Genomic DNA, 15742 nt, shown 5'->3' on the forward strand with positions numbered 1-15742 from the left:
CGGTGGGCTCGAGTAGGTTGGATGGGTCGGGTGAGTCGAGCGAGCCGAACGATCCGAATCACTGACCATCACCGTTCGATTCCGTCACCGCTGACGAGTCGGTCGTTTCAACCGCGGATTCGTGGATGAGATAGACACCCGTGAACTCGAATCGCGCTCCACCAGCCGACCCGTCGGTGCACTCGACGCTCCAGCCGTGTTCGTCCGCGATTCGATCGACGATCGCGAGACCGAGTCCGGTCCCTCCGGAGTCCGAACTGTAGCCGGATTCGAACACCGCCTCCCGTTCAGACGGGGGGATCCCGGGGCCGTCGTCCTCGACCACGAACCCGTCGTCGCACGTGCCGACCCGGACGCAGACCGCCGCTTCGTCTCGAGTTCCTGGCGAATCGCCGCCATGGTCGGATTCTGACCCGGATTGATCCGAAGCGGTGCCGTGCTCCACCACGTCAGCACCACGAGACCCACGGCGATCGCGTGCCGAACCGTGTTCCACCGAATTCCGGAACAGGTTCTCGAACAACTGGAGCAAACGCGTCGGGTCCGCATCGATCCAGACACCGCTGTCGTCCAGTTCGAGACAGGCGTCTCGTGTGTCGACGTGTTCCCAGGCTTGCTCGGCGACGGCGGACAGTCTGACCAGCTCGAGGCTCCCCGTCGCGTCACCCGTGCGAGCGACCGCCAGTACGTCGTCGATGAGCTGTTCCATTCGGGCGTGAGCCTGCTGGATTGCGGCGACGGCATCGTGGTCGTCGCCGAGTTCGTCTCGGACGAACCCCAGATAGCCGTTCGCGACGGTGAGGGGATTTCGGAGGTCGTGGCTGACGATGCTCGCGAACTGATCGAGACGCTCGTTCTGTCGCTCGAGTTCGCGCTCCCGGACTTTCAGCTCGGTGAGGTCGGTGTAGATCCGGTATCCTCGGATCGTTTCGCCGCCCGTAGCGACCGAGACCGTTCGACGCAAGAACGGCCGCGGTCCGGAGGGCGTGTTTCTGACGACTTCAGTTTCGGTTTCGCCGTCGGGTACGTGTTCGACCAGCGGTGTTCGGGTGGGGTCGTCACCTCCGTCGTCGGGTGCCTCGAGTACGTCCGCGATCGATTCGCCGACGATCGATTCGGCGTCGCGCCCGAAGACGCGAACGAACGCGGAATTGACGCGTTCGATCCGGTAACTCTCGCCTTCGATTCGGTACTGGACAGCCGCGTCGGAAATGTTCTCGAACAGCGCGGCGAATCGATCCCGTTCGGCCTCCAGTGCTGCCTCGTGCTCGACGCTGGTTCGAGCGTTGACCACGATTGCGACGAGCGTCTCGCCGATTTGTCGGTCGAGGTCGGAAAACGCGCCTGGTTCCGACGAGAACGCCTGGAATACGCTGTCGTCGGCGATTGGGATGGAGAGGACCGAGCGAAAGGAGTCACACGTCGGGGCGGCGTCGGCGTCGTCTCGGAGGTCGTCGACCACGATGGTGGACCCGGTTGCGAGCGTTCGGCCGGCGATGCCGGCGTCAGCCGAGAGGGCCTGGCCTGGGATCAGGTGGTTCGCGTACACTGCCCGGGGGAACAAGTGCCCATCTCTCAGGGTGCAGATGCTCGCGGCCTCGAACGACAGCGCGTCCGCCGCCGCGATCACCGCGTGCTCGTAGACCGATTCGACGGACGCACACGCATCGAGTGTCGTCGCAATATCGCCCAGTCGCCCGATGGATTCGACGGTCTTCGAAGCAACCATAGTCGAGAGGAGAGAGACCAGCGTTCGACGCCGTCGTCTCGCTTTCTCCTTCTCACCCACTCATATAAATGTTCACGACCGTCAGCCAATCGTCGACACGCGGCCGTTCCCGAAACCTTTTGCTGGATGCGGTCCCCTGTCGAACCATGAACGAGTCGTTGCTGGAGATCCTTTGCTGCCCGCTCGACAAAGACGACCTCGAACTCGAGGACCCCGAGTACGACGAGGACGACGAGATTATCTCGGGATCGCTCGTCTGCACCAGCTGTGGCGAATCGTACCCGATCGAAGACGGCATTCCGAACCTGCTCCCTCCGGACATGCGCGAACAATCGCCGGCATAAGGTGATCTCGTGTCCCGTCACGCGGCCACCGTCACCGTCGATCGAACCGGGTCCGACAGCCTCACCGCCAGCGCCAGCTCGCTCGAGGCGAGCCACCCGTTCGAGATCCGACTCGAGAGCGAGGGCGGGCCGGCACACGTTCACTGCCGGCTGACCGGCGAGCTAGCGGGTGCCGCGTCGATCGAGGCGTTGAACGGGGGCAATGGAAACACTCGAGACGGAAACCACTACGTCGACCCCGACCGACCGACCCCCATCATGATCGACTTCGATCCGGTGGCGCTCGAGGCGCCGCTCGAGGGATCGATCGTCCTCTCGACGGGGTACGGCGCGACCGAAACGACGCTCGCGGTGACCTTGCTCCCGACGACCCGGCCGGTCGACGTCGACCAGACGCTCGGCGAACCCGCCCGTGAGGAGCCGGAGCCGACGGCGCTCGAGCGCACCGTCGAACAGCTTCGAGCCGTCAGCGGCCTGGATCCCGGGACCCTCGGCGTCCTCGCTCTCGCCGTTCTCGCGATCGCGATTGCCTGGTCGACGGCAGCCGTCATCGGCGGGACTGTCGCGTACGTCAGCGTGTTGATCGTCTCGGTCGGGGTCGTCGTCGCGGTCGCCCTGCTGGTCGGACGGCTCGAGCCTCCGGGGTAGAGGGTAGGAGATAGAAAACACCGACGCCGACACCGAACGTACCGACAGCGAAGTCGATAAACCGCTGCCATCCTAACGGCCAAGTATGCAAGCGCTGGTCATCGTGGCACACGGATCGCACCTGAATCCGGACTCCGCACAGCCGACGTACGACCACGCGGATACGATCCGGAAGACGGGCGCCTTCGACGAGGTTCGGGAGGGATTCTGGAAGGAAGAGCCCCACTTCCGGGAGGTGATACGCACGGTGGAAGCAGACGAGGTGTTCGTCGTCCCGCTGTTCATCAGCGAGGGATACTTCACCGAACAGGTGATCCCGCGAGAACTCCGCCTCGAAGGCTGGGACCCCGACCTGTGGGACTCCGACGGCACCGACGCCACCGAAGTCACGCTCGAGGTCGGCGACGCCGAGAAGACGGTCCACTACTGCGGCCCCGTTGGGACCCACGACGCGATGACCGACGTGATCGTCAAGCGCGCCGAGACGGTGACCGACGACCCCGACGTCGGCCCCGGGTTTGGGCTCGCGGTCGTCGGTCACGGGACCGAGCGAAACGAGAACTCCGCGAAGGCCATCGAACACCACACCGAGCGCATCCGCGAGATGGATCGCTTCGACGAAGTGCGGGCCCTCTACATGGACGAGGAGCCGGAAGTCGACGACGTCACCGATTTCTTCGAAACCGAGGACGTCGTCGTCGTCCCGCTGTTCGTCGCCGACGGCTTTCACACCCAGGAGGACATCCCCGAGGACATGCGGCTCACCGACGACTACCGAACGGGCTGGGACGTGCCCGGCATCGTCGACGGCCAGCGCATTTGGTACGCCGGAGCGGTCGGAACGGAACCGCTGATGGCCGACGTGATCCTCGAACGTGCGATCGACGCCGGCGCCGACGTCGGCGACGCGCTCGAGCAAGTCGAGTCCTGGACGAGCGAGACGCCGGCGGCGGGTGACTGACGTGGTCGAAGACGCTCCCGACTTGGAGGCGACGGGGTGGCGAGTAGCCGAAGAGGTGCTCGAGGCGCTCCTCGAGACGATCCGCGAGTCTGACGAGGACGGCCAACCGACGATCGACTTCGACGGACTGATCGCGAAACGGGTCACGGACGAGTCAGCCTACCGACTCGAGACCCCGACCGCGATCGTCGAACTCGAGACGTCGACCGTCGCTGACGCGGGCGCGGGCCCAGCGTCGAGAGACGACCTCCGCCGGACGCTGGAACCGATCGCCCCCTACGTCACGAACTGGTACGTCTGGGAGCAGACGGTCGGCGGCCGTGGAACCGCTCGGCGCGCGTTCTTGCGATGGTGTGAGGGGGCGCCGCTGGACGATCCGGACGTCGAGACAGGAGAGACGAAAACGGACGCGGGCGACGTCCGCGAACGATACGACGCCCTCGAGTCGGGCTTCGTCCGTCACTGGGGCGAACTCGAGATTACGGCTCGCCTCGCGACGGAAAACGGCGACCGCGCTGGCCGCGGCGAGCGCGTCTACGAGATCCGTCACGTCGAGGACGCCGACGCCACCGACGAGACGCTCGAGGATCACGACGACCCTCGCGACGCTCGCGAAATCGTCACTTACGACGAGGACGGGCGGTACCGGCCGCTGAAGACCGCGCCGACGCTCGTAACGGGGTGGCGCTTCGCCGACCTGTCGGGTGACGACCTCGTCGAAACCGTCCGCACGATCTACCCGGCCACCATCGCTAACTGGCACCGCGAGCGACGCGGCGACCTCGACGTCGACCACTGGCTTGAGACGGCCGAGCGCCAGACCGGCATCTACGACATGATCGACGAACTCCCGCGAGAGGCCCTCGAGTGGCTGACCGAGGCCTGCTGCGTCGACTCCCAGTGTCTCAAACGTCGGGAGTGGGAGTACACACCCGACGATCCGATCGACACCGACCCCGGCGACGGCGTCTTCCCCTGCCGGGAACCCTGCTCGCTCGTCATCGCGGCGGCCCGGAAGTGGGCCATCCTCGAGAGCGAGGAGGAGAAGACGTGGGAACTCGAGTTGACAACCAGTGAGATGAACCAGCTGGCCGAAATTGTCGACGCCGTCGCCGACGGACGAGTCGGCGAGATCCGCGAGGCGGACGTCTACGACGGCGCGAACCGCTACCGTGCGCGATACCTCCGCGCGAAGCGAATGGACGACGGTTCGCTCGGCGAGGAAGCGGCCGGTCGCTAGCGAGCCGAACCCCCTCGAGATGGGATCGTCGGCCTCCTCGAGTCTCGAGTACCGCTCCTTCTCCGTACGCTCGAGGTACGGGTCTCTTGCATACGCCGCACACAGCGTTTTGCCCGCTCGAGTGGTAACTGATGGCATGCTCGTCCAGCTCGAGCAGTACAAACACGAGGAAGTCCAGTTCGACGACAACCGAACGACCGGCGAATCCCAGACCGCGGACTCGATCGAACGGGAGTCAGAGGAGTACTTCGGCGAAGATATCGAAGAGTTCGACGTCGAAACCTGGGAAACCGTCGAGTACGAGGGCGATCCCATCCAGCGTCGCGACGTCACGATCGACGGCGTCACCGCCGTCTCCGTCCCCCAACGGTCGAACGAGGACGACAATTCGGCGCTCCCCGGAAAGACCATCCAGGTCAGACTCGAGGGCGGGATCGAAACGTTCGAGCAGGCGGAGATCGTCGAGGTACAGGACGAAAACCCGAGCGAGTGAGCGGTGAGTGGTGAGCGGAGTCCACGTCGAGTGATCGATGGTCGATAATCGAGGGGGCTCGACGACCGAGGGAATCCCGGCACTCCCTTGAAGGCCGACAGCCTTCAGAACAGATTCTCGAGTTCGTCGTTCGCGAACGCGTCCGCGGGGTCGCCGGCCGCTTTCTCGTCTTCGGCGCGCTGTGCCGCACGTGCGCGGTCGAGGAACTCCTGAATCCGGTCGGAGCGTTCGACGCCGCCCAGCAGGACCAGCGCGGCGATCCGATCGCTATCGAGCGGGAAGTCCCCACCTCGAACCTGCATGCTCTCGGTCTCGTCCTCGAGCCAGCGCCGCGCCTTCTCGACGCCTTTGCGCGGAATCGTCTCCGGTTTCCCCGCGATGACCAGCAACGCCGCGTCGCCGACGCGCGCCTCCGGCAAACTCGTCCCGGTGAGCAACGCCTGCCGGGAGACGCTCATCACGCTTCGAATGTTCTGCGTGCTGTCGTCGCTCGACGGCGCGCTCGCGTACCCCAGTGCGGCGATCCCGCCCTGCCGGAGCGTGTTGATGACCTCGCTCGAGTCGACGACGCTCTCGCCGACGCCCTCAACGGCCTCGCCCGACGCGAAGAGCAAGCCGAATCGTTGCGCGATGTTTTGATTGATCGACTCGAACCCGCTCTCGACGCTCTCGCCCTGGCTGTGCCAGGCGTCGTTGTCGACGAGGATCGTCGCGTCAGCCTCGCGAACGATCGTCTTCAGCGATCGGCCCGCGTTCGCCTGGTACAGCGACCCTTCGTTTCGCCCGGGGAGGATGCCGAGCGCGTACACTGGAATGTCGTAGACCTGCTGGAGGTGGTGGACGAGGACCGGCGCGCCGCCGCTCCCGGTGCCGCCGCCGAGACCGGCCACGACGAAGATTGCCTCGGATCTGGAGGTGACGTGGCCGTCAAGGTCGCCCAGTACCTCCTGGACGTCCGACTGCATGATCTCCGCACCGAGTTCGTTGTCGCCACCGACGCCATGTCCGTTCACCCGGTCGGCACCGATCAGGTGCGTCTCGACGTGCTCGAGCGACTGGAGGTCCGGGGTCGCGGAGTTGATGGCGAACGCTCCCTGGACGGCGTCGAAGTCCATTTCAGCGTCGAATTTCGTGAGGTGCTCGACCACCTTCCCGCCGGCCTGGCCGATACCAATCAGGGCTACTTTCATATGCAGGACTCCGAGGGAATCAAGTTGAACGTTCCGGATCATTTTCACGGTCTGACGTTTATATACGATGGGGCGGCCAGAGAGGGGCATGTTCCTGTTTCCCACCGCTCGCCGGGTAATTCGACGGTACTTCGAGGGCCTGCCTCACCCGAGTACGGGTCCACCGATAGACCGCTCGAACCGGCGCGGCCAAACCGAACCGCTCGCCGCACTCGTGGCCGTCGCCACGGTCTGTCTCGCACTCGGCGTGTACGCCGGCGCACTCTCAGGGATGGGACAGACGAGCAGCGACCGCTTCGTTGCAGAACCTACGCTCGAGGCAGTGCACGCGACCATCGCCGCCGACGGCGTCTACGATCCGACCGGACCGGACGACCCGGTCGCAAAGATCCCGACGGATCGACTGCCCAGCGACCGGACCGTGACGGTGACGATACTGGCACTCGAGGAAGGTCACCCAGAAACGCGACGCTGGGCGAGGTACGTCGACGGTGGGTACGAGCGTGGCTCTGCAACGGGTGATAGCCCGCCCTCATCCGCCTCAACTCTCGGAGGGAAATCGGACGCTCACGACACCGCGACCCGTCCGATAGCTATCCTCGACCCCTCAGGGAAGGTGTCGAGCGCTACGCTCCACGTGGAGGTCCGGTCGTGACGTCAGTACCCGATCTCTTTTCGTCAGTATCTGGCCTCTTGTCGCCAGTACCTGGCCTCGAGTCGTCCACGGCCGATACCGAGACGGCCGCGGCTAATATCAGCACTCGGCGGCGCTACATCGGCGACGAACGAGCCGTCAGCACGGTCCTCGACGTCGCACTCTGTCTCGTGTTGATGAGCGCCGCCGTCGGCGTTCTCGGCATCTATCTCGCAGGTGACGAGGACACCGGCCACACCCCCGAAACGGCGACCCACGCGGTCGAACTGCTCGGCTCGACGACAGTCAGCGTCGAATACACACTCGAACCGGCCCTCGAGCGCGCTCCCGAGGACGCCTACGACGATCCGGACGACTACAGCAGGAGCGAACTCACGCGCGTAACACACGGTCCGGCCGCTGGCGTTCTCGCGGACGCCGCACTCGCGAACGTGTCGCTCGAGGACGAACCGCTCACGCAGGACGGTCGCCTCTTCGCGACGGCGATCGAGGGACCGATCGTCAGCGAATTCGCTGTCGTCGACGGTGACGTCGCCGTGGCGGCCCACTGGACGCCCTACGAGGGGGCGCCGCTCGAGGGCCGAGCACGCATCGGTCCGACCCCCTCACCGACCGCCGACGTGAGTAGCGTCTCGATGACCGTACCCAGCGGCTTCAATTTCGACCGTTTCGACTCCGCCGATTTCGGCGGAGACGAGGGTGGGGGCGGGGACGAGGGTGAGAGTCGCGGCGAGAACGGGAACAAGGACGAGGACGAGAATCCGGGAATAGAGGCGTACCACCCAATCGCAACCAGCGTTTCCACGGCAATCGTCGAGGGGTACTTCCCGCCGGAGCAGACGTCGCTCGTACTCGAACGCGGCGGCCTCGACCGTGATCGAACCGTCTATCGGTACGAACGGTTCGCGACTGCCCTGGACGGGATCAACCCTGCCGATCTCGAGGGCCCGCTCGAACAGTCTAATAGCGACGCACAGGCGGCGAACGCACACCTCGTCGGCGCCCTCGCCGAATCGATGGCTGCCGACATGGAAGCGCGGTTCGATACCCCTGAAGAAGCCGTGGACACCATCGCGGTCGAGGACGTCACCATCGTCGTACGGGTGTGGGAGACGTGACCCGAACGCCCACCATCTCGCTCGCGGACGACGACCGCGGACGAGTCCCGTTCGCGCTCATCGGCGTATTGCTGCTCGTCAGCAGTATCACCCTCGTTGGCGCACTCGAGTCACGACCAGCCCCCGAAACCGACGTCGATCCCGCTATCGCCATGGACCGAACGACCGCCGCGACGCAAACGGCCATCCGACACGCGACCCTTGACGCGGCCGACCAGGTGGCTAGCGAGCCGATTATCGAACCCGCGAACACTCCCTACGGAGACCTCGTCAACGCCAGTAGCGACCGCGAAATTCTCGAGAACTACTTCGCCCTTCGGATCTACCTGAACGTACAGAGGAACCTCGCGGGCGCCGGGCAGGACGTCCGCGGAACGACCACGACCGTTTCCGTCCCGCCAGCGACCGACCTCGAGTCGCTCGAACGTGGGATGGACCGGGTGACGGTCTCGGCGGACGACACCGGCCGGCTCGAGGTGACGATCGACGGTGTCCGAACGACCGTCGAACACGACGGCGAGACGGTCGCGAGCCGCGTCGAACCCGTGGCAGTCTCCGTGCCGACGCCACTATTCGAACTCCAGCGCCGGACAGCCGCTTACGAGACCGCACTCAACACCGGTGCGCTCGAGGGATCGGGCTTTGGCCGGCAATTCAGTGGGCGGCTATACCCGCTCGCGTGGGCCCGCGGCTACGCCCAGTACGCCGGGATGCCGGTCTCGGAGGTGATCGCCAATCGCCACGTCGAGGTGACGGCCAACAGCGCCGCCTACGCGACCCAGCGCGGCGTCTTCGGGACCCAGGACGTCGACGGTGGCGACGCCATGCGCCAGGCCTGGCTCTGTCTCGCCGCCAAAGACGGCGACGACCTCTACGGCGGCTACAACGACGGCGAATCGCCGAGCATCGACAGCCAGGACGTGTGTGATTCCTTCCAGTACGTCTACGGCGATCAGGTCGGCGGCAACCCGCCCGAAGCGCCGTCACTACAGGACCTCTCCGGTCACGCACCCGGGATGGACGAAGAACAGACGATCGCGGTCAGCGAGAGTGCGTACATGCCGCTTCGATACATGTTCGACGAAGACAACGAGCACTCGATCCCGGCGGCGTTCGATCGGGTCTATACCGTCGACGCCGCCTCGAGCGTCACTATCGACGAAACACACACGCGAGCAGAACCCGCCCCGCCCGACGAAGGCGCACACTGGGAGCGTCTGGATCGCTCGCCGAGAACGTACCGTAACACGACGGTCACCGACGTCACCGTCCGTAATCCTGGTCGGGCGAGTTCGTACTACACCTACGACGCCACCGTCGTCAACGGCTTCGAACGCACCGCGACCTGGAACGATACTCGCACGAACGAGACCGAACGGATCGAGACCAACGCGACCGCGACGAGTACGTTCGACGTGCGCGTTCGTCTGTACGAAGCCGATCACAGCCCGGACTCCAAGGTCAAGGCCCGAACCGAGTACGGCGTTCACCGAAAGTACGGCGGGGCCGGCGTCTACTCGAGCGACTTCAGTGACGTCCCCGACAGAGCGGCGAACGCGTTCGTCGGCGCACGCACCGAAACCAGTTTCGAGACGCTGATTTCGGACGCCGCCGTCGAGGCTCATTCCGGAGCCGACCTCGAGCGCTCCCTCGGGATCCCGTCGCGAAAACGACTCGATGCCGACTACGAATACGGCGTCCTCGAGGCCGACGTGGTCGAGGATCTCACCGCGATCCAGTACGACCTCGAGGGCCTCGAGGTGACCTTCGAACGTGCGGACATGATCAAAGAATCTGGCGAGGACGGACCCGTCGAGGATTTGATCGCGGAGGTCGAGGGCGAACGGGACGCCTACCTCGATCGACAAGGTCCGTACGCCGACCCGGCGGAAAAGGCGATGTACGAGGCTCGTCTCGCGTACTTCGAACTCCTGCTCTCTGACCTGGAAGCCGTTGCCGAAACGCACGACGACGTGATGGCCGGATTGGACGACGAACTCGAGGAGGCGAATTCGGGGCTCGGCGATGCGACGGCGTACATGCAGGAGGCGATGAGCGCGTCGGAACCGGAACCGGAGCCGATCGAGGAGGTTCCGTTGCTCGAGGGGGTGAGCTATCGGGTGTCGGGATCGCCGTCGTATCTGGTGACGGAGAACGTGACGGCTGATCGGGTGCCAGCGGTGGGGAACGATTCGGAATTTGCGCCGATGGCGACGCGAAATGCGAACTACTTCTCGATTCCGTACGATTCGGTGATGACGGGTATTCTGTCGAAGATTCCGAGGTTGGATCTCGGGGAGGAAGAGCAGCGGGTGCCGATGCGGACGGCGGGGGAGACGTTGCGGGCGGCGAAGTTGGCGGAGGCGGTGGGTGCTGATTTAGAGGGGGAGATAACACAGATTGAATCTGCAATTGGAACCGGGTTCTCAAGTATCTCTTACGATATCTCAGACAGTGTCTCTTCGGAGTTATATGGTATAGAAGATCCAGATTTTGAACAGAAACGTGTTAGCATCGAATCAGCTATTGAATCATATCTTGACGGACATGGATCGATCGATAAGACAGCTATCGACCTCGGAGATGGGAATATTACGAAACCAATTTCTGAAGTAATTGTAGAAGAAGTGGCTGAGGATTACCCCAGTGACTTTGATGGGCGACAAAGTGCATGGGAAGCAAAGGTTATGGCGATTGCCCGCCCAATTATTACTGAGAATATCGCGAACGAGACTATCTCTTTCCAATCTGGATTAGAGGAGATAGATGCTGAAATACGAGCAGAGATCGACCAGATAACTGATGACGTAATCGAGAAACGGTTAGAAAATGCAGAGATTATCAACGAAGATGGTGATATTGTCATTAGTGATGAAGAGAACTGGTTGACAGGCGATGCACCGAAACGTGTTCCTGCTGGCATTCCAATTACACCAGTTCCGGGATACTGGGTTGCGACGGCGAACGTGTGGGACGTGGATGTGGCAGCAAAGTACGCTCGATTTGAAGTCGCAGCCAATACTGGAACGCCGCTGGATACTGGAGGAACGACTTATGTTCGAGAGGACAAGAACGTTTCAGTAAATATCGGTGGCAACCAGAAGCGACTAGGTTCGAATAAGGCGATATCGTTTCGAGGGAGTACGGTCGTCGTAATTGTTGTTCCACCTGGTGGACAAGGAGTTGGTGATCGTACAGGGGTTAGAACTGAATGTACGGAAACGTGGCCCGATGTTGGGCATCTCGAAAACAGCGAGACAGTAGCCTGTAGCTCCTAAGAGAGTTCTTCGAAACTCCACTTACTCGAGCGCATAGATCGTTCCCTCTCTCGTTCCGACGAGAAGGATGCCATCAACAAAAGCTGGTTCCGACGCGACTTCTCCATCGGTCTCGAAGTACCACCGTTCATCACCAGTTGTTCTGTCGAATGCATAGACTCCATCTTTTGATCCCGTATATGCCAATTCGTTTGAGAGGGAAACGCTCCCCCAAACTCCACCAGTTTGAGTCGTCCACTCTAGTTCACCAGTAATTGCGTCTACACATGCAACACCGTCTCGAGTGGTGACATAGACGAAACCATCATGATAACTAATTGGAGTGACAACTGTATTGCTAACATCACATTGCCATTCAATATCACCAGTCTCTAAGTCTAATGCATATACGGATTGACTTTGACGGATTCCGGCGTAAACATGGTTTTCTCCAACAGATAACCCCATGACTCTTTCGTCAATATCTGTTTTCCACACTAACTCCTTCGTGTTAATGTCGATAGCATATACTGCTGAAGGGACACTCGCTGCGTACAAGATATCGTTCGATACAGCGATCACTTCTGATCCTCGACCTTCAACTTCGTATGTCCACAGAATTTCTCCTGATTCAGAATTTATCGTAACAACTCGATCCTCGTCTGTATTTGCAAAAATTGTTCCCCCAAATACTTGTGGGCTACTCAATATAGCAAGGTTTTCACTGAACGTATCCCAGACGCGTTCGCTGGTTTGTCTATTCCATGCAATTAAGTTACCTGTTCCATCAACTACATAGATGTCTTCCCCATTTACTGCAGCACTCTCTGGAAACATTGACGCACCTCGATCTACTGACCATTCGACTTCTCCCTCGAGCAAATCAATCGCGTAAAATGTTGAATCCCAACTTCCAATATACACCGTCCCATCAGCAATCGCTGCTCCACCCGTAATCCGGCCACCGGTCTCGAGTCGCCATCGCTCCGAAACCGAGTCCGTTGGGCCGGTTGCTGTCGGATGATATCCCGTATTCTGAATGTCGACGCCGGCCATCGGCCACTCGTCGCTCGAGACCGATGATCCTTCTCGGGGTCCACCCGAAACGAGTCCGCCATCGTTCGAACCAGTGGATTTAGAGTCGTTCGAGTTAGTCTCTGGCGAATCGGAACTGCCAAAATCTGCACACCCGGCGAGGCTCGTGACGCTTGCACCAATGCACGTTGCGAGCCATCGTCGTCTCGTCTGGGAAGGCATTGACCGACAGATGAAGCAAAAGTATAATAATGTACTGACTTGATTTTATGATCTCAATATCGGAATATCGAATCGAAACACGTCGATGAAAACCGACTTGGTGCTGACCAACCTTCTCCCAGATATGTTCTACGAGCAGCGCCTTTCCGTCCCTGAATCCGCTACCGCGCTTCGAACCGAATACGCCGACGACCTTCGTTCGGCACTCGAACACGCTGGCCTCGACCAATCCGAGGCCAAAACCGACGTCGACCGATCGAAACTGGAGGCGCTCCGCGACGGGGAGGCACCAAACCTGACCCTCGAGGAGGCCGCCCAAATTCAGTCGCTCGAGGACGGCGAACCTGACCCGGAGACGATCGTCGAGCTCGCGGGTGAACACCTGCTGTTAGGGATGACGACAGCCGTCGTCGACGTAGATACACTCGCGGCTGACGTCGATGGCGACCTCGGTCCCACGGAGATTCAACAGAAGATCGAACGCCGCGCACCGATGACGTTCGAGGAGTACGTCGCGATTCAACACGCGATTGTCGAGCGCGGTACGTGAAGAGCGCAGTCGTTATGCACCCGGCTTCCTGAGTACGGGTATGCGCGTCGCTATTCTCGGCTGTGGATACGTGGGTCTGGAACTGGGCCGTCAGCTCGAGGAACGAGGCCACGAGGCCATCGGCGTTCGTCGATCCGCCGACGGACTCGCGACGCTGGAGGACGTCGGTCTCGAGGCCGTCCAGGCCGACGTAACCGACGCATCGTCGCTGGAAGACGTCCCCGACGCCGACGCGGTCGTTTTCGCTGCGAGCAGCGGCGGTCGAGGAGCTGACGCCGCTCGGAAGGTCTACGTTGAGGGACTCGAGACCGCGATCCGAGTATTCGGCGAACGAGACCATCAGCCGACACGCCTCGTCTACACGTCCTCGACGGGCGTTCACGGCGACCACGGCGGGGACTGGGTCGACGAGGAGACGCCGATCGAGCCGACGACCGAGAAGACCGAGGTGCTGGCGGCGGCCGAGCGAATCGCCCTCGAGCGGCCGCCCGAGTACGGGGACAGTTTCGAGGGGACGGTCGCTCGCTTTGCCGGCCTCTACGGGCCGGACCGGTACCGCCTGGAGCGCTATCTCGAGGGACCGGTCACCGAGGGGTACCTGAACATGGTTCACCGAGACGATGCCGCCGGTTCGATCCGATACCTCCTCGAGCACGACCTCGCTCGCGGCGACATCGTACAGGTAGTCGACGACGAACCGGCGTCGAAGTGGGCGTTCGCTGACTGGCTGGCCGATCGATGTGGCCTGGAGCCGCCCGAGAAGCGAACGAAAGCAGAGCGACTCGAGACCGGGGATCTCTCGGCGGCGGCCCGGCGACGAATCCTCACAGCAAAGCGGTGTTCGAACGCAAAATTGCGCGAACTGGGATACGATCTCGAGTACCCGACCTATCGAGAAGGATACGAGTCAGCGATCACGGCATATCTGGAGAATTCTCCATCGTAGACAGTTATTACAGGCGGTTCTTGGACGTTACAATCGAGGGGAACCTTCATGGGCATTCAATTTGAGTGTGGGGTATGGGAACCCGGGGCGGCACACGAATCGATCCCGTGGCCGATGGTGCTAGTGGTGGCGTCGGGATGGTCAGCGAGTCCATCGAGTCGTTACGGGTGATCGACCCGCTCGTCCTCTCGCTGGGAGTCGTCGGACTCGTGGCCCTCGCACTCGGTGGCTGGTGGGTTCTTCGCTGGTTCAACCGATCGCCAGGGAATCGGCTGCGACGGCTCCTCACGAAGTACGACGACGTGGCGGTGATGATGCATCCGAACCCCGATCCGGACGCGATGGCTTCGGCGATGGGCGTTGCGGCGATCGCAGAGAGCGTCGACACCGACGCGACGCTCTACTATCCAGGCGAGATCCGCCACCAGGAGAATCGAGCGTTTCGAACCGTACTCGAACTCGAACTCGAGACCGTCGAGTCGGCTTCGGACATCGACTCCGAGACGGTCGTACTGGTCGATCACAACACGCCGAGGGGGTTCACCGGCGCTCAGATGGTCGAACCGCTCGTCGTCGTCGATCACCACCCTGGAAACGGTACGGGAACGACGTTTACCGACGTGCGAACGGAGTATGGCGCCGCGTCGACGATCCTGGTCGAGTACCTCGAGGAGACCGGCGTCGACCTGGTCGATAGTGAGGACTCCGGTGGTGGCGACGTGGAGTTGACCGAGGAACTGGCGACGGGGCTGCTCTACGGCATCCTCTCGGATACGAACCACCTCACGAAAGGGTGTTCGGCGGCCGACTTCCAGGCTGCGTCGTTTCTCTTTCGCGCCATCGACGAGGAGAAACTCGACCGGATCGCGAATCCGCAGGTGAGCGACGACGTACTCCAGATCAAGGCCGACGCGATCCAGAAGAAGCGCATCGAGGGATCGTTCGCCATCTGTGACGTCGGCGAGATCGGTAACGTCGACGCGATTCCCCAGGCCGCAGACGAGTTGATGCACCTGGAGGGCGTGACGGCGGTCGTCGTCTACGGCGAACACGACGGCACGATTCACCTCTCCGGTCGCTCTCGAGACGACCGCGTTCACATGGGTGAAGCCCTTCGCCACGCAGTCAGCGACATCCCGATGGCAAACGCGGGCGGTCACGCGCGCATGGGCGGCGGCCAAGTGTCGGTCGATCACATGAACGGGATCGGTCCCTCCGACGGCGTGAGCAAACCGGAGTTCGAAAACCGCGTCTTCTCGGCGATGTCGGGCGAGCGTTCCTGACGCCGTCGCTACTGGCTGCCCGTCGAACCGCACGACTCGAAACCCGGGAGAGTTGTGCTTTTACCGCCGAC

The 15742-nt window shown here is 62.2% G+C and carries 14 protein-coding genes; 11 read left to right on the forward strand and 3 right to left on the reverse strand.

Annotated elements, in window-relative coordinates:
• Positions 1-58 precede the first annotated feature (58 nt).
• Positions 59-1729 (reverse strand): GAF domain-containing sensor histidine kinase, encoded by a 1671-nt coding sequence (locus ACFQO4_RS12310; protein WP_500261208.1) that lies wholly within the window; start codon positions 1727-1729, stop codon positions 59-61.
• A gap of 146 nt (positions 1730-1875) precedes the next feature.
• Between ACFQO4_RS12310 and ACFQO4_RS12315 the strand changes: the two genes are divergently transcribed.
• The 5 genes from ACFQO4_RS12315 (at position 1876) to ACFQO4_RS12335 (ending at position 5415) form a co-directional block, all read left to right on the forward strand.
• Positions 1876-2073 carry a methytransferase partner Trm112 gene (locus ACFQO4_RS12315; protein ID WP_312908819.1) on the forward strand — a complete coding sequence of 66 codons (198 nt, stop codon included), beginning with the start codon at positions 1876-1878 and terminating at the stop codon, positions 2071-2073.
• Between the two features lie 9 nt (positions 2074-2082).
• On the forward strand, positions 2083-2721 hold the full coding sequence (locus tag ACFQO4_RS12320) for a DUF7524 family protein (RefSeq protein ID WP_500261209.1): 639 nt from the start codon (positions 2083-2085) through the stop codon (positions 2719-2721).
• 85 nt (positions 2722-2806) lie between these two features.
• Complete coding sequence (locus tag ACFQO4_RS12325; protein WP_500261210.1) at positions 2807-3682, forward strand: CbiX/SirB N-terminal domain-containing protein; 876 nt, start codon at positions 2807-2809, stop codon at positions 3680-3682.
• Positions 3683-3737: 55 nt separating this feature from the next.
• Positions 3738-4922: a DR2241 family protein gene (locus ACFQO4_RS12330; RefSeq protein ID WP_500261832.1), complete on the forward strand. Its 1185-nt coding sequence runs from the start codon at positions 3738-3740 to the stop codon at positions 4920-4922.
• A gap of 136 nt (positions 4923-5058) precedes the next feature.
• The gene (locus tag ACFQO4_RS12335; protein WP_500261211.1) at positions 5059-5415 is read left to right on the forward strand and encodes a hypothetical protein; all 357 of its coding nucleotides are present in this window, start codon (positions 5059-5061) and stop codon (positions 5413-5415) included.
• Between the two features lie 104 nt (positions 5416-5519).
• Here ACFQO4_RS12335 and ACFQO4_RS12340 read toward each other — a convergent pair whose 3' ends face one another.
• Complete coding sequence (locus ACFQO4_RS12340; protein ID WP_500261212.1) at positions 5520-6605, reverse strand: tubulin/FtsZ family protein; 1086 nt, start codon at positions 6603-6605, stop codon at positions 5520-5522.
• A gap of 88 nt (positions 6606-6693) precedes the next feature.
• On the opposite strand from ACFQO4_RS12340, the gene ACFQO4_RS12345 reads away from it, so the two are divergent.
• Genes ACFQO4_RS12345 through ACFQO4_RS12355 form a run of 3 tightly spaced genes read left to right on the forward strand, consistent with a single transcriptional unit; the run spans position 6694 to position 11656 of the window.
• Complete coding sequence (locus ACFQO4_RS12345) at positions 6694-7260, forward strand: DUF7285 family protein (RefSeq protein WP_500261213.1); 567 nt, start codon at positions 6694-6696, stop codon at positions 7258-7260.
• Positions 7257-8378, forward strand: coding sequence for a DUF7284 family protein (locus ACFQO4_RS12350; RefSeq protein ID WP_500261214.1), 1122 nt, complete (start codon positions 7257-7259; stop codon positions 8376-8378). The genes ACFQO4_RS12345 and ACFQO4_RS12350 overlap by 4 nt, the downstream gene beginning before the upstream one ends.
• Positions 8366-11656, forward strand: coding sequence for a DUF7286 family protein (locus ACFQO4_RS12355; RefSeq protein WP_500261215.1), 3291 nt, complete (start codon positions 8366-8368; stop codon positions 11654-11656). The genes ACFQO4_RS12350 and ACFQO4_RS12355 overlap by 13 nt, the downstream gene beginning before the upstream one ends.
• Positions 11657-11677: 21 nt before the next feature.
• Here the strand turns inward: ACFQO4_RS12355 and ACFQO4_RS12360 are convergent, their stop codons facing one another.
• A complete protein-coding gene (locus ACFQO4_RS12360; protein ID WP_500261216.1) occupies positions 11678-12691 on the reverse strand; it encodes an outer membrane protein assembly factor BamB family protein in 1014 nt (337 codons plus the stop codon).
• A gap of 325 nt (positions 12692-13016) precedes the next feature.
• Here ACFQO4_RS12360 and ACFQO4_RS12365 point away from each other — a divergent pair, with 325 nt between their 5' ends.
• The 3 genes from ACFQO4_RS12365 to ACFQO4_RS12375 all read left to right on the forward strand — a co-directional run bounded on the left by ACFQO4_RS12365 (position 13017) and on the right by ACFQO4_RS12375 (position 15671).
• Positions 13017-13442, forward strand: a complete 426-nt coding sequence (locus tag ACFQO4_RS12365) for a DUF5791 family protein (RefSeq protein WP_500261217.1) — start codon at positions 13017-13019, stop codon at positions 13440-13442.
• Between the two features lie 40 nt (positions 13443-13482).
• Complete coding sequence (locus ACFQO4_RS12370) at positions 13483-14388, forward strand: SDR family oxidoreductase (protein WP_500261218.1); 906 nt, start codon at positions 13483-13485, stop codon at positions 14386-14388.
• Positions 14389-14525: 137 nt separating this feature from the next.
• Positions 14526-15671, forward strand: a complete 1146-nt coding sequence (locus ACFQO4_RS12375; protein WP_500261833.1) for a DHH family phosphoesterase — start codon at positions 14526-14528, stop codon at positions 15669-15671.
• Positions 15672-15742 lie beyond the last annotated feature (71 nt).

Origin of the sequence: Saliphagus sp. GCM10025334 (assembly GCF_042663485.1) — an archaeon.
Lineage (GTDB): Archaea > Halobacteriota > Halobacteria > Halobacteriales > Natrialbaceae > Natronosalvus.

Coding starts and splice junctions, on each gene's coding strand:
- ACFQO4_RS12310 (WP_500261208.1), bottom strand. CDS start 1,729: ATGGTTGCTTCGAAGACCGTCGAATCCATCGGGCGACTGGGCGATATT.
- ACFQO4_RS12315 (WP_312908819.1), top strand. CDS start 1,876: ATGAACGAGTCGTTGCTGGAGATCCTTTGCTGCCCGCTCGACAAAGAC.
- ACFQO4_RS12325 (WP_500261210.1), top strand. CDS start 2,807: ATGCAAGCGCTGGTCATCGTGGCACACGGATCGCACCTGAATCCGGAC.
- ACFQO4_RS12335 (WP_500261211.1), top strand. CDS start 5,059: ATGCTCGTCCAGCTCGAGCAGTACAAACACGAGGAAGTCCAGTTCGAC.
- ACFQO4_RS12340 (WP_500261212.1), bottom strand. CDS start 6,605: ATGAAAGTAGCCCTGATTGGTATCGGCCAGGCCGGCGGGAAGGTGGTC.
- ACFQO4_RS12345 (WP_500261213.1), top strand. CDS start 6,694: ATGTTCCTGTTTCCCACCGCTCGCCGGGTAATTCGACGGTACTTCGAG.
- ACFQO4_RS12360 (WP_500261216.1), bottom strand. CDS start 12,691: ATGGCCGGCGTCGACATTCAGAATACGGGATATCATCCGACAGCAACC.
- ACFQO4_RS12365 (WP_500261217.1), top strand. CDS start 13,017: ATGTTCTACGAGCAGCGCCTTTCCGTCCCTGAATCCGCTACCGCGCTT.
- ACFQO4_RS12370 (WP_500261218.1), top strand. CDS start 13,483: ATGCGCGTCGCTATTCTCGGCTGTGGATACGTGGGTCTGGAACTGGGC.
- ACFQO4_RS12375 (WP_500261833.1), top strand. CDS start 14,526: ATGGTCAGCGAGTCCATCGAGTCGTTACGGGTGATCGACCCGCTCGTC.